Source organism: Prosthecobacter sp. Pr1 (genome assembly GCF_057652315.1).
Genome location: NZ_JBYFBS010000005.1, coordinates 101,367 through 115,560 on the forward strand (window position 1 = coordinate 101,367; position 14,194 = coordinate 115,560).

Annotated in this window: 13 protein-coding genes; 5 read left to right on the forward strand and 8 right to left on the reverse strand. The window is 59.2% G+C overall.

The window, feature by feature from the left end; translation table 11 throughout:
- Nucleotides 1-18 precede the first annotated feature (18 nt).
- On the reverse strand, nt 19-327 hold the full coding sequence (locus tag AC24GY_RS10045) for a Dabb family protein (protein WP_422314924.1): 309 nt from the start codon (nt 325-327) through the stop codon (nt 19-21).
- A gap of 290 nt (nt 328-617) precedes the next feature.
- Here AC24GY_RS10045 and AC24GY_RS10050 point away from each other — a divergent pair, with 290 nt between their 5' ends.
- Nucleotides 618-878 (forward strand): Sec-independent protein translocase subunit TatA/TatB, encoded by a 261-nt coding sequence (locus AC24GY_RS10050; RefSeq protein WP_395731087.1) that lies wholly within the window; start codon nt 618-620, stop codon nt 876-878.
- 51 nt (nt 879-929) lie between these two features.
- A complete protein-coding gene (locus AC24GY_RS10055) occupies nt 930-1,820 on the forward strand; it encodes an endonuclease/exonuclease/phosphatase family protein (protein WP_487682494.1) in 891 nt (296 codons plus the stop codon).
- An 18-nt stretch (nt 1,821-1,838) separates the two neighbouring features.
- Here the strand turns inward: AC24GY_RS10055 and AC24GY_RS10060 are convergent, their stop codons facing one another.
- Nucleotides 1,839-2,891 carry an NHL domain-containing protein gene (locus AC24GY_RS10060; RefSeq protein WP_487682496.1) on the reverse strand — a complete coding sequence of 351 codons (1,053 nt, stop codon included), beginning with the start codon at nt 2,889-2,891 and terminating at the stop codon, nt 1,839-1,841.
- Between the two features lie 117 nt (nt 2,892-3,008).
- On the opposite strand from AC24GY_RS10060, the gene glsA reads away from it, so the two are divergent.
- Nucleotides 3,009-4,826 (forward strand): glutaminase A, encoded by a 1,818-nt coding sequence (gene glsA, locus AC24GY_RS10065; RefSeq protein ID WP_487682498.1) that lies wholly within the window; start codon nt 3,009-3,011, stop codon nt 4,824-4,826.
- 5 nt (nt 4,827-4,831) lie between these two features.
- Here the strand turns inward: glsA and AC24GY_RS10070 are convergent, their stop codons facing one another.
- Nucleotides 4,832-5,905 (reverse strand): NHL repeat-containing protein, encoded by a 1,074-nt coding sequence (locus AC24GY_RS10070; protein WP_487682500.1) that lies wholly within the window; start codon nt 5,903-5,905, stop codon nt 4,832-4,834.
- A gap of 183 nt (nt 5,906-6,088) precedes the next feature.
- Between AC24GY_RS10070 and AC24GY_RS10075 the strand changes: the two genes are divergently transcribed.
- The gene (locus tag AC24GY_RS10075; protein ID WP_487682502.1) at nt 6,089-7,984 is read left to right on the forward strand and encodes a sialate O-acetylesterase; all 1,896 of its coding nucleotides are present in this window, start codon (nt 6,089-6,091) and stop codon (nt 7,982-7,984) included.
- A 74-nt stretch (nt 7,985-8,058) separates the two neighbouring features.
- A complete protein-coding gene (locus AC24GY_RS10080) occupies nt 8,059-9,459 on the forward strand; it encodes an MBL fold metallo-hydrolase RNA specificity domain-containing protein (protein ID WP_487682504.1) in 1,401 nt (466 codons plus the stop codon).
- An 84-nt stretch (nt 9,460-9,543) separates the two neighbouring features.
- On the opposite strand, the gene AC24GY_RS10085 is transcribed toward AC24GY_RS10080, so the two are convergent.
- The 5 genes from AC24GY_RS10085 to AC24GY_RS10105 all read right to left on the reverse strand — a co-directional run bounded on the left by AC24GY_RS10085 (nt 9,544) and on the right by AC24GY_RS10105 (nt 14,077).
- On the reverse strand, nt 9,544-10,242 hold the full coding sequence (locus tag AC24GY_RS10085) for a hypothetical protein (protein WP_487682506.1): 699 nt from the start codon (nt 10,240-10,242) through the stop codon (nt 9,544-9,546).
- 39 nt (nt 10,243-10,281) lie between these two features.
- Entirely contained in the window at nt 10,282-11,028 is a 747-nt protein-coding gene (locus AC24GY_RS10090) for a Bax inhibitor-1/YccA family protein (RefSeq protein WP_487682508.1), read from the reverse strand.
- Between the two features lie 130 nt (nt 11,029-11,158).
- A complete protein-coding gene (pyrG, locus tag AC24GY_RS10095; protein WP_422314947.1) occupies nt 11,159-12,778 on the reverse strand; it encodes a CTP synthase in 1,620 nt (539 codons plus the stop codon).
- Between the two features lie 35 nt (nt 12,779-12,813).
- On the reverse strand, nt 12,814-13,569 hold the full coding sequence (kdsB, locus tag AC24GY_RS10100) for a 3-deoxy-manno-octulosonate cytidylyltransferase (protein ID WP_422314949.1): 756 nt from the start codon (nt 13,567-13,569) through the stop codon (nt 12,814-12,816).
- 226 nt (nt 13,570-13,795) lie between these two features.
- Nucleotides 13,796-14,077, reverse strand: a complete 282-nt coding sequence (locus AC24GY_RS10105) for an SWIB/MDM2 domain-containing protein (protein WP_422314952.1) — start codon at nt 14,075-14,077, stop codon at nt 13,796-13,798.
- Nucleotides 14,078-14,194: the final 117 nt, after the last annotated feature.

Sequence of the window (14,194 nt, forward strand, 5' to 3'; positions counted from 1 at the left end):
GGCCGTGAAAAAAAGAAATCAATGCAGCGGAGAACTGTCGTAAATGACCACCCGCTCCCAGAACGTCTTGCACGCCGCCACAAAGCGCAGGTGCTTCGGGCACTCCTTCTGGTAGAACTCATGGTCCTTCAGGTCCTTGAAATGCAGCGTCAGCGAGTAGCTGAAGGAATGGTCGGTCACGGGCCGCTTCTCCGTGTCCGCAGGCTTGCCCACAAAGGCATGCACGAGATAGTCGATTTCGAGCAGATGCATCAGCTCCGTCTCAAAAGTGGCGCGTTGTTCCGCAGAAAGATCAGGCTTGAGCCAGAAATAAACGTTATGAATCATAGTGAGCGCATTGGTACGCGCACAGAGAGCCTGTGCAATCGCCAAACTCTGGTTCCAACGCAGGACCAGACGAAGACGGGGCCATTCAGGCAGCTGAGCCAAACAAAAATATCTAAATTGGGTGTTTTTTGCTAACCTCCAGCCCGTTGCGGCGTTAAATAACACAGAAGACATCACCACGGCGTTCCTGCCGGGTCGTTTTCACTCCGCGCAAAGGACCATGGCCCCACTGGGAACGACTTAAAGTCCGCGTTGCACGTCACCACGAACAATGCAAACCTAGTACCATCATGAACCCCACATCCATCCTTGCAATCGGTCCTCTCGGCACGCCTGAGATGATCATTATCGGCATTCTCATTCTCGTCCTGTTTGGCGCGAAAAAGCTCCCCACCTTTGCCCGCAGCCTGGGCAAGAGCATGGGCGAGTTCAAAAAGGCCCGCACCGAGTTCGAGCAGGAGCTCCAGAACGCCCAGGAAGAAGTCGAGCGCCCAAAAATCACGCCTCCTCAGGAAAAGCGTCAGCCCGTAGCCAACGTCGAAGATTCCTAGTCGAATCCATCCGCTGGCATGCTGCCACTTCCACAGTTCACGCGGCGGGTCTTGGGACCCGCCGTTTTTTTTGCTCTCGCGGCACTCCTGTCCGCCGCAGAGCCGGAGAGCCTCACTTTTTGCTCCTACAATTTGAAGAACTGGCTGACGATGGAGCGATCCATCGGCAAACCTCCCACCCCAAAGCCCGAAACTGAGCGCGCCCAGGTGGTGAAAACACTGGCCGCCATCCGCCCCGACATCCTCGGCATTTGTGAAATCGGCACCGCCGATGACTTGGCGGAACTACAGCAGCGCCTGCAAGCAGCAGGCGTGGATCTGCCCTACACCGAACTAGCCCATGGAGGCGATCCTGCACGCCGTCTCGCACTCCTCTCGCGCCTGCCCATCAAGACACGCAACACGCAAACCACGCTCACCTATCAAATCGGTGCCCAGACATTGCCGTTTCAGCGTGGCATTCTCGATGTGACGATCGCCATCACGCCCACCTTTGACCTGCATCTCCTGGGAGTGCACCTGAAGTCCATGCGCACGGTTTCCGAGGCCGACCAGGCCGAGATGCGCCGCAATGAAGCACGTCTTCTGCGCCTGCACATCGATTCCATCTTCACCCAGGAGCCAGGAGCCTGCATCCTGGCCTACGGCGACTTCAACGCCCACCGCAACGAACCCTCCCTCGCGGAAATCATGGGCAGCCCGCGATCCGCCGAGACGTCCCTGACAGATGTCCTCCTGCGCGATGCCAATGGCGAGGTCTGGACCCATTTCTGGGATACTGCGGACATCTACTCACGCCTCGACTACTGCTTCACCAGCCGCCTGCTGCGGCCGCACATCGACACCCGCAACTCCTTCGTCCACGCCGACCGCGATTTTTACAAAGCCAGCGATCACCGCCCCCTGGTCCTCAAAATCAGCCCAGCGCCGATTTTGAAATGACCCGGGGAAATAAGCCACCTACTGCTTCACAATCTTCAGCACCCGATTGTTGTAGCTGTCCGTGATGTAAAGCTCCCCCGTGTCCGGCTTGATGGTGACGCCATGCGGACGCGAAAGCTGACACTGCCGGGGATCTCCACCCACTCCCGCACTGCCCTGCTTGCCTGTCCCGGCGATGCGCTCGATCTTGCCCGTGGTCGGAACGTACCGGCGCACCAGATGAGCCTCGGCATCCGCAATGATGACGCTGTCATCCTTGTCCACGCACAGATGCTTGGGACCATTCATCGTGGCTTCGAGCGCGGGACCACCATCCCCTTCCCCACCCTTTTTGCCGCTGGCATTGACCACAGTGCGGATATGGCCGGTTTTATCGACCACTCGCAGCGCGTTGCCACCGCGTTCGAGAATATAGATGTTTCCCTGACGGTCGGGCGCCACAGCACGTGGATCTGAGAGCGGAGCATCCGTGGCCACGGCACCATCCTCTGGCCTGCCACGTTTGCCATTGCCAGCGATCACCTTGCTCTGATGAGTGGCCAGATCGAGTTCATGCACCTGCAGCAGATCCGCGATGTAGAGCTTGGTCCCCTCAAAGTTCAGCGTGATGCAATAAGGGCCATTTCCCTTTTCCTTGCCAGCAGGGGCACGCCAGCCTTCGAGATTCGAAACAATGCGCGCCTTCACGTCCACCACACGCACCCGGCCGTTCCAGGTGTCAGCGATCAAAACATTGTCATTGGGCAGCACGGCCAGATTGTGCGGCCCATTAAACTGCGCACGAATGGCCTGCCCGCCGTCACCGCTGTCTCCGGGCTTCATTTGACCGGCCACATGCTGGATGGTGCCGCCGCCATCCACCTGCAGAAGGCGGTTGCCAGACACCATCTCGACGATCCACATGTGCCCGCCGGAGTCAAAAGCGGTGCCAAAGGGCTCCTTCAACACAGCATCCGTCGCTGCGATGTCCATGGCATGCTGCGCCCCCCCGCCGGCGACAAGCACGATTTGATCTGCGTGAGCAAAGATTGGCAGACTTAGGGCAAAGAGACAGGTGCGGAGTGAGATCATGGTGGTGAAGAGAGATACTTGCTGAAGCACCGGTTTTTTCCAACCGATATTCACATCGCCAATGCATCCATTTTCAGAATTTTACGCACTCGGCATGGCGATTGCTTTAACATTAGGATGCTCTCTCCCATCCAAGAGTACGTCGAACAATTGTATTCACGCTACGCGTCCAGCATGGACGGTCATGTCGCAGACTATATCCCAGAACTGGCCAAGGCCGATCCACGCTTGTTTGGCATCTGCATCGCCACGCGCGACGGCCATGTCTATGAAGTTGGCGACACCCGCCATGCCTTCACCATCCAGTCCATCTCCAAAGCCCTGGTTTACGGCCTCGCGCTGGAAGACCGTGGTGAAAACCATGTCCTGTCGCGAATCGGCGTGGAGCCCTCGGGCGAAGCTTTCAATGCCATCAGCCTCAAGGAAGGCACCGGCGCCCCCTTCAACCCCATGATCAATGCCGGGGCCATCGCCACCGCCGGGCAGATTTTGAAAAAAGACGGCCTGAGCCGCATCGACCGTGTGGTGAATTACCTCAGCGGCTTTGCCGGAAGGCCCCTGGAGATCAATCAGTCAGTCTATCGCAGTGAAAGCGAAACCGGACACCGCAACCGCGCCATCGGCTGGCTGCTGCGCAATTTCGGCATCCTGGATGAAGACCCGGATGAGACCTTGGAAACCTATTTCCAGCAATGCTCGGTGGAGGTCACCTGCCGGGATCTGGCGCTGATGGGGGCCACACTGGCCAATCAAGGCATCCAGCCCTTGACTCGCAAACGAGTCATCCCCTCCGAGTACGTGGACAACGTGCTGGGCGTCATGGCCACCTGCGGCATGTATGACTGGTCCGGCGAATGGATCTACCGCGTGGGCCTGCCCGCCAAAAGCGGCGTCGGCGGCGGCATTCTGGCCGTGCTGCCCGGCCAGCTGGGCATCGGCATTTTCTCACCACCATTGGACAAGCAGGGCAACAGCGATCGCGGCATCAAAGTCTGCATGGATCTCTCTCGCGAGCTGGCGCTGCACATGCTCAATCCGACCGCGACTCCTCTCTCAGCCATCCGCCTGGCCTATCATGGTGGCGAGGTGGTCTCACGCCGTCGGCTGACACCGCAGGCGCGCGAGCTGCTGCGTGTAAACGGCTCCATGATCCAGGTCATGGAACTTCAGGGCGGGCTCACTTTCACCACCATTGAGCCCGTCATTCGCCACGCCACGTCGCTTGCCGCAGAGTGCAAGCACATCATCTTTGACCTGCGTGCAGTCGTCAACGCCAACTCCGTGAGCCTGATCCTGCTGGCCAACCTCGGCGCTCGCCTGGCCCCCCACGGAGTACGCGTGATCTTCTGCCAGCCCGCCAAGCTCATGACCTCCCTGCGCACCGTCGGCATCGCTGAAACGGACATCTTCCCCACCATGGATGCCGCCTTGGAGCACTGTGAGGATTCCCTGCTGCTCGAAGTCTCAGGCGTCTCGTGGCGTCCGCATGCACCGCTGTCGCTTAAATCCTGCTCCCTTTTCCGCCAGTGCACCAATGAAGACATCGCCTTTCTCGAAAAAGAACTGCAGCGGCGTCAGTATGCGAGCAATCAGACGATCATCCGCACGGGAGAGATGGCCGCTGAGATGTTGGTGCTGGTCGGCGGCACCGTGGAGGTGCAGATCCATACCGATCATCAAACACGCAAGCGCATCGACGTCCTCACCGCCGGGATGACCGTGGGTGAGATGGCTTTTCTGGACGGCTCAGCGCGCTCGGCAGACATCGTGGCCTTGGAGCCGGTGGAATGCGTGGTCATCACCAAAGCCTGGTTTGATTCCCTGAACGAGCGCAACCCCTCGCTGAAGATCACGCTGCTGCAGGAAATGACGCAGGAAATCGCCAGCCGCCTGCGTCAGGCAAACCTGTCCATTTCTGCCTTCCACCGCTCGTAGTGGTATTACTTCTGCTTCAGCAGACGCACGCGGTGCGTTTCGCTGTCGCCGATATACACGGTGCCGTCTGCATCGCAGAAGATGCCATGCAGGCGCGCCATTTTGCACTGAAGCGGATTGCCGTCCGGGCCGTCGCCTTTTTCACCAGTGCCGGCGATGAGTTCGAGATTGCCGGTTTTCGCATCGATCATGCGCACGCTGTGGCTCTCCGTGTCCGCCAGCCAGGCATTGCCAGCCGCGTCAATCGCCACCCCCTTCGGCCCGCTCAGCGTCGCCAGTTTGGCCGGACCACCGTTGCCGCTGAAACCTTTGGCCCCCGTGCCTGCCATGTGATGAATAGTGCCCGCCTTGAGGTCGAATTTGAAGACCTGATTCCCCTCGCGCGTGACCAGCCAGAGATTGCCCATCTTGTCGAAATCCAGTGAGCGGGGGCCTTTGAGCGGCGTGCCTGCGATAGGCGCACCATCCGGTGTCGCGCCCGGCTTCCCGGTACCGGCAAAGGTGCTGATCACGCCAGTCTTCATGTCGATCTTGCGAATGACATTGTTGCCGATGTCACACACATAGAGGCTGCCATCGGGGCCGAACTGAATGCTGTGGGGTTGTTTGAACTGAGCCTTTACCGCCAGGTCGCCATCGCCGCTGTACCCCGCCACGCCGGTGCCTGCGAAGGTGGTGATCATCTTCGTTTTCATGTCGATCTTGCGCACGACGTGGTTCGACATATCGACAACATACAGATCCCCCTTCGCATCAAAACGCAACTCATGCGGCAGATTGAAGGTCGCCTCCAAAGCATGGCCACCATCACCGCTGTAGCCTTTCTTTCCCGTGCCCGCGATGGTGCTGATCGTACCGTCGGGGGCCACTCGGCGGATGCGCTGGCCGGTATATTCGCAGAACCAGATGGCACCATCCGGCCCGCGTGTGACGCCAAAGGGATTGTCGATCTGCGCCGCAGTGGCAGGACCGCCATCACCACTGCCCCCTTGGGTGCCATTCCCGGCAAAGGTTGAGATGGTCCATTCGGCGGCGGTGGCAGATTGAACGAGAAAAGCGAGGGTGAGGAGGAGGCGCATGATTGGAACTTGGAACGATGATGGACTGAGTGGTGAATGCCAAGCAGGAAATGAGTACGCAATTCATCGCACCGTTTTGCTGGCGCAATTCGGCAAGCCTGCCAGAATTCGCGAACAACCATGAAAATGCTGCTTCTCTGCACCTGCCTTGCTGTTTTGACCACAACACATGCTGCAGTGCAAATGCCGTCCATCTTCACCGATCACATGGTGCTGCAGCGCGATCTGCCGGTGCCTGTCTGGGGCAAGGCATCCCCGGGCGAGGACGTCACAGTCGAGTTTGCCGGGCAGAAAAAAACCACGAAGGCCGATGCAAACGGCAAGTGGATGGTGAAACTGGACCCGCTTGCCGCCAATGCCGAGCCGCAGGTGCTGAAAGCAGGAAACGTGACCATTCAGGATGTGCTCGTCGGCGAGGTGTGGCTGGCCTCCGGCCAGTCCAACATGGAGTGGGAGATGCAGATGAAGCCGGACAGCGCCGCAGACATTCCCAAAGCCACGCATCCCAATCTGCGCCTCATCGAAGTGCCGAAGACCGTGGCGCTGACTCCGCAGGATGACGTGAAGACCGCCTGGGCGCGCAGTTCACCGGAAAGCGCCGCCTCATTCTCTGCCATTGGGTATTACTTTGGCGTGCGGCTGCAGGAGGAGCTGAAAGTCCCAGTCGGCATCATTCTCAGCGCCTGGGGCGGCACGCGGATCGAACCCTGGACCAGCCTGGAGGGCTTTGAAGCCGTGCCCGCCTTGAAGGATTTCACCGCAGACATCCGCTCCAAGCTTCCCGGCAGCGATTCCTACCGCGCCGAGAATGAGAAGTATCTGGCCGCCATCGAAAGCTGGACGCAGGCCGCACGCGCTGCCTTGAGTCAGAAACAGGCCGTGCCCGCCATGCCAGCACAGCCTGCGGTGCTGCCGCTGAACCAAGTCACGCCGACCTCGCTTTACAATGCCATGATTCACCCGCTGGTGCCTTACGCCTTTCGTGGTGCCATCTGGTATCAAGGGGAGTCAAACCATGCGGAAGGCTTCACCTACACAGAGAAAACGAAGGCCCTGCTCGCCTCCTGGCGCAGCGTCTTTCAGCAGCCAAATCTGCCCTTCTACTTTGTGCAGATCGCCCCATGGCAATATGGCGCGGAAGACGTGGAAATCCTGCCGCAGTTCTGGCAGGCGCAGCGCGAATGCCTGAACATCCCGAACACCGGCATGGCAACCATCTCGGACATCGGTGAAGCATCCGACATCCACCCCGCGCATAAAAAGGAAGTCGCCCGCCGCCTGTCACTCTGGGCGCTGGCAAAGAACTACGGCCGCAGTGAGATCGAACCCAACGGCCCGCTCTATGCCAGCCACGCCACTGAAGGCAGCTCCATCCGCGTGAAATTTGATCACGCAGCCAGCGGCCTCGCTGCGCGTGATGGCAAGCCGCTCACACATTTCGAAATCGCCGGCAAGGACGGCATCTTCCACCCCGCCGAAGCCAAAATCGACGGCAGCAGCGTCCTCATCAGCACCGCCGCTGTCCCAGAACCCCGCCGTGCCCGCTTTGCCTGGAGCAAGCTCGCCATCGCCAATCTCATGAACAAGGACGGCCTTCCCGCCACCGCCTTCCACACACACTGGCCGGTGGACCCGGATCTTGGTGAGAACCTCGCCCGTGGCTGCACCTGGGAAAGCAGCGACAAAAACGCCTACGGCTGGGACACCGGCCTGACCGACGGCTCCTATGCAGAGTTTCCGCCGAACTGCTACGCCACCAGCAACGCCGACACGTTTCCCAAGCACGTCACGATTGATCTCAAAAAAGCCCACCCTCTCAACCTCGTTCGCGTCGGTGTTCCCACCGTCGGCTCGACCAAGACCATCGCTGTCTCCGTCAGCACGGATGGCAGGACCTTCCGCGAAGTCGGCAGGCATGTGTTTCCGCTCGGCAAGGCAGAACGCGCCGACCTGAATTTCCCTGACGCGGAAGCACGCTTCATCCGCCTGAGCTACCTTGATCATCACGAAAAGCTTTCTGCAGAGTATCCGAACACATTTGCCTTCACCACGGAAGTGGAGGCGTATCGGATGAAATAAAGTTGCCCGGTTGCGCCGCAACCGGTCCAGACAGACAGTCAGTTGCGGCGCAACTGGCCACCTTTTATCCAACCATGAAACTGACTTTCTGCGGTGCTGCGGGCACCACCACCGGATCCAAGCATCTCATCACCGTCAACGGCCAGCGCATCCTGCTGGACTGCGGCCTCTACCAAGGCAGGCGCAGTGAAGCCTTTGAGCGCAATCGCGACTTCCCCTTTGATCCGCAGCAGGTTGACGTGGTCGTGCTCTCACATGCGCACATCGACCACAGCGGCAATCTGCCTCACCTGTGCAAACGCGGCTTCAGCGGCAACATCTTCGCCACTCCCGCCACGCGCGATCTGTGCAGCATCATGCTGCCGGACGCGGCGCACATTCATGAGAGCGACATCAACTGGCTCAACCGCCACCGCAAAAATGACAACCTGCCGCTGCTGGAAGCCAGCTACACCATGGAGGATGCGGAGAATTGCATGCGCCAGTTTGTGTCCGTGGGCTATCACCGCCCCATGATCATCGCCGACGGTGTCACCATGACCTTCATCGATGCCGGCCACGTCCTCGGTTCCGCGCAGGTCATCCTCGACATCGACGACCGCCAGACCGGCAGAAAATCTCGCCTGCTGTTCTCCGGGGACATCGGACGCCCCAACAATGACCTGCTGGCAGATCCCGAAGCCTGCGAGAAGGTGGACCACATCATCATGGAGAGCACCTATGGTGGGCGGCACCACGAACTGGCCACGGATTCCAATGAGCACATCTGCCGGATCATCCGCCGCATCCTGCAGCAAAAGGGCAAGCTCATCATCCCCGCCTTTGCGGTTGAGCGCACGCAGCAGCTTCTCTACACGCTGGATCAACTGCGCCACGAAGGCTGCTTCCCCCTGATCCCCACCTTTGTGGACAGCCCGCTGGCAGTAAAAGCCACCGAGATCTTCCGACTGCACGTTGATGAGCTCAAACCCACGGTACATGAGGCGGCATTCATGCGGAATGATCCTTTCGGCTTTGAGGGGCTGCAGCTCGTGCGGGATGTCAATGAGTCGAAGAACCTCAATAAACTCAAAGGCGCGGCCATCATCATCTCCGCCTCAGGCATGGCCGAATCCGGCCGTATCCTCCACCACCTCCGCAACAACGTCGGCAACGATCACAACATCATCCTCTTCGTCGGCTACTGCGCCGAGAACACGCTCGGCTGGAAGCTGCGTGAAGGCCACCAGCACGTGAACATCCTCGGCGACGAGTTTGAGGTCCACGCCGGCATTGAAATCCTCGACTCCTTCTCAGGTCACGCCGACCACGACGAACTGCTAGGCTGGTTCAATCGTGTCCAGGGTCCAAAGAAAAACGTCTTCCTCGTCCACGGCGAACCCGACCGCTCCACCGCCCTCAAAGCCGCCCTGGATGCAAAGCACGGAGAAAGCAGCGTGAAAATCGCAGTGATGAACCAGGCCGTGGAGCTATAAACGGATACCGAAGAGTGATGAGGGCGCTCTTGCCCGCATCACTCAGGGTGACATTCGAACTGCGGGCAGCAGCCCGCATCAGCATCAATTCCCGCCCTTAAACAACCGCTTGAAGAAGTGCCCGACCTCGAGCCCCGTGTCGCCGGTCCATTCCCAGGCGTTGCGCGCGGCACGTCTCACGTTGTCGGCAGCACGTTCACCTTTCGAACCGGGCTCAGGAGAAGAAACCGGCGCGCCGGGCACATTGCTGGCCAGACCGTTGTCCCACTGTTGATGAATGACCGCGCCAGTCTCGGCGGAGATGACGATGAATCCCACTTCATTGCCATCCGTGCCATTGAGCGCGAGCCCCCACTCAGGCGCCCCGGTGGTGGCATTGGCGGCGAGCTGGTAAGCAGCAGTGACGAAGTTCGTCTTGGCCAGCGCCGCGTTTTGCTGCGCGATTTTGAGCGCGTCGGAAGAACGGAATCTGATGCGGTTGAACGCGATGACCTGCGGGGGCACGCGCGTGAGCAGCTTGGTGCCGCCACCGGCGGCCTTCGGCGCCCAGCCGCTTTTTTCAGCAGTGAGGATGGCACGTACGAGTTCGCCCTGACGGAATGGGTCACGCGCATAGACGGACCAATGCGTAGGATCAGCGGCACTGGCCGGTGATTGCAGCAGCACCACGCCTTCGGAGGTCGCCGCCCCGTATTCCTGATCGATGATCGTGGCGATTTCGGGATTGGCCTGGCTCAATGTAGCGCTGGCCAGCAGGAGGCTGAAGAAGAGGGATGTTTTCATGGTAGGAGGCGGGTTGGAGTTCAGCAGTCTAAAAGATATTCAATCGCGGCTGCTCAGCTTGCTAAGCAGGCGCAGAATTTCAAGATAGAGCCAGACGAGGGTGACGAGCAGGCCAAAGGCGGCATACCATTCCATGTGCTTCGGCGCACCGGCAGCACAGCCGTTTTCAATGAAATCGAAGTCCAGCACCAGATTGAGCGCGGCGAGGATGACCACGAATGCCGAGAAGGCAATTCCAACCAATCCGTTGCCAAACAAGCCGGGAATCTGGATGCCAAACATGCCAAGCACCCAGGTGGCCAGGTAAAAAATCGCGATGCCACCAGTTGCGGCAAAAACACCCAGCTTGAAATTCTCGGTCGGTTTGATCATCCCAGTCGAGTAAGCGGCGAGCAGGGCAAACAGGATGCCGCAGGTCAGCATGACGGCGGTGAGGACGATGCCACCGAAGGCCTTCTCATACAGGGCGGAGATGATGCCGACGAGGACACCGTTGCTCAGCGCATACACCGGCGCGAGTGCAGGTGCCGTGGTGGGCTTGAAGGAAATGATGAGCGCAAGCGCCAGAGGAACGATCCAGCCATAGGTGAGAGCAGAGCCGAACCAGGCAGGAGCACTGCCCCCCATGAGGATCTTCCAGCTCCAGCTGGCCGAAGTGACCAGCAGCAGGGTGAGAATGGCGGTTTTGAGCACGGTGCCATTGAGCGTCATCACTCCATCGGCCGGATTCCCGGAGCGTGATTTCTCAAAGACATGGTCGCTAAGCGTAGGATTGGAAGAGCGCATGATTTGTGAGTGTGATTGCAACCACAAACTACAAGACGCCCCGTGGGTTGGTCAATCGACCTCTTTGATGCTTTTCCTCAGATTGAAGCACCCACGAAAGGCACCAAAACGGAGTTCAAGCAGCCTCCGCTCAGCACACCGGATCCGCCACCGCATGGTGATCCATGGCGGCTTTGACGAAGCCGAAGAACAACGGATGCGGATTGTTCGGCTTCGAAAGAAACTCAGGATGGAACTGGCAGCCAACGAAGTAGGGGTGCGAGGGCAGTTCAATGATTTCAGCCAGATCACCCTTCGGTGAAGTGCCTGAGATGAGCATGCCCTTCTGCTCCATGAGTTCCTTGTAATCAGAATTGAACTCGAAGCGATGGCGATGACGTTCCGTGATGGTGGCGCTTCGATAAAGATCGAAGGCCTTGCTGCCGGGAACGAGATCTGTGACCCAGGATCCGAGGCGCATGGTGCCGCCAAGCAGCTTCACCTTCTTCTGCTCCTCCATGAGGCTGATGACCGGATGCGCCGTAGTCTTGTCAAACTCGGTGCTGGTCGCGCCCTTCAAGCCGCATACGTTGCGGGCAAACTCAATGACGGCGATCTGCATGCCGAGGCAGATGCCAAAAAATGGAATGCCTTTTTCGCGGGCATAGCGGGCGGCGGCCACTTTCCCCTCTGTGCCACGGTCACCGAAGCCACCGGGGATGAGAATGCCCTGCAAACCAGTAAGATAAAGCTCAGGACCGGCCTTTTCAATGCTCTCGGCATCGACGCGGATGATGTCCACCTTGCAGTCGTGGGAGGCACCTGCGTGCGTTAGAGATTCGTAGATGCTCTTGTAAGCATCCTGCAGTTCGATGTATTTGCCCACGACCCCGATCCGCACGTGGTGCGTGGGGTGAATGACGCGCTGCACAAAGTTGCGCCAGCGGGTGAGATCCGGCTGCGGGGTGGTGAGATTGAGCAGGCGGCAGACGTTGTCATCCAGCCGCTCTTCATGCAGCTTCAATGGCACCTCGTAAATCGTGTGCTTCACGTCGCGAACCTCGACCACGGAGTCGATGGGCACGTTGCCAAACAGGGAGATTTTTTCCCGCACATCCAGGTCCAGCGGATGCTCGGTGCGGCAGAGAATGATGTGCGGGGCGATACCGATCTCGCGCAGCTTGGCGATGCTCTGCTGCGTGGGCTTGGTCTTCAGTTCCTGCGCGGCCTTGATGTACGGCACCAGCGTGGCGTGAATGAACAGCACATTGCCAACGCCGACCTCATGGCCAAACTGACGGATGGCCTCCAGGAAAGGCAGGCCTTCGATGTCACCCACGGTGCCGCCGATTTCGGTGATGATCACGTCTCCGCCCATCTTCTCCGCCACCTCGTGCATGCGCGCCTTGATCTCGTTGGTCACGTGCGGGATCACCTGCACCGTGCGCCCCTGATATTTCCCGGCGCGTTCCTTGTCCAGCACGCTCTGGTACACCTGACCGGAGGTGAGGTTGTTCAGCTTCGAAAGATTCGTGTGGGTGAAACGCTCATAGTGGCCCAGGTCCAGATCGGTCTCCGCACCGTCATCCAGCACATACACCTCGCCATGTTCGTACGGGTTCATCGTGCCCGGGTCGATGTTCAGGTACGGGTCAAATTTCTGCATGATGACCCGCAGGCCACGGAGTTCGAGCAGCGTGCCCAGAGAGGAGGCGGCAAGCCCCTTGCCAAGTGAACTAACGACGCCGCCTGTGACAAAAATGTATTTCATGGATTCTCTTCGGTTGGAGGTTGTCGGGGCGCAGTTCAAGAAGATTGTTTTTGAAGATGCTTTTCAATCGCGTCAGCTTGCTCCGGCGTATCCACGCCGGGCGAGAGCTCGTCCGTCAGCACCACACGAATTCGGGAGCCGTTTTCCAGGGCGCGTAGCTGCTCCAGAGACTCGGTCTGCTCCAGCCGCGAAGGCGGCCACGCCACAAACTGAAAGAGGAAGCTGCGCTGAAAGCCGTAGATGCCCAGATGGCGGTAGCTTCGCGGCCAGGCCTCCGGATTACGCAGGTACGGCAGCGGCGAGCGCGAAAAATACAACGCATCTCCCTGCGTGTCGAAGATGACCTTGACCACGTTCGGATCGCTGATCTGCGCGGCATCCTGAATCGGCGCGGCAGCAGTGATCATCTTCACACCTGGGTCATCACGCAGCGTACGCGCCAGTTCATCAATCAGCGCCGGTGAGATCAGCGGCTCGTCCCCCTGCACATTGATGATAACCCGGTGGTCCGGGTACGAATTCGCCGCCTCGGCGATGCGATCCGTGCCGCTCGGATGCTCCGGGGCAGTCAGGACAAATTTCGCCCCAAATCCAGCCGCAGCCTCCGCAATCCGGGCGTCATCCGTGGCGATGATCACGTCGTCGATCTGCCGGCACTCCTGGCAGCGTTCCCAGACGTGCTGCACCAGCGGTTTGCCGGCGATGAGGTGGAGCGGTTTGCCTGGGAAGCGGGTGGAACCCCAGCGGGCAGGAATGGCTACGAGAGTGCGTGAAGAGTCGGTGGTTGCCAAGGTGTGGTGGTGACGAGCAGGTTCCCTTGAGATGACTCGGAAGAGCGGACGATGCAAGGGAGATTTGAGCGCTCATGCGGCAGCCCTCGGTCAATGCCCTATCCCCTCCCAGCAGACAGCCTCACCCAGACGCAAAAAACCCGCAGATCAGCTTGATCTGCGGGTTTTGGAAAGGGTGCCTTTCACCGCGATTTCCCCGATGCTCAGGGAACTGCGGACGCCGGGCTTACTTGACGTGAGCCGAGACGAGCTTCGTCATCTCAAACATGGTCACCTGGCTCTTGCCACCAAAGACAGCCTTCAGTGCCTCGTCAGCATTGATGTTGGTCTTCTTGGCCTGGTCCTGCAGACCGTTCTTCTTGATGTATTCCCACAGCTTCTTGGTCATTTCGCCGCGGGAAAGCGGTTCGGAGCCGATCACTTTCGCGAGAATCTCATCCGGTTGGACGGGTTTGCTAAGGGCTGGGTTCAGTTTGCGGGCGGGTTTCGGATTGGTTGAGTCAGACATGGGGGTAAATGCTGGCCGAATTTTGCCCCATGGTCAACCTCCGTGATGAATCGGATTGATCCGAGGCGATAATTATAATCTTTTACGTAATATTGAGAAACAGTAGGCCATCCGCGT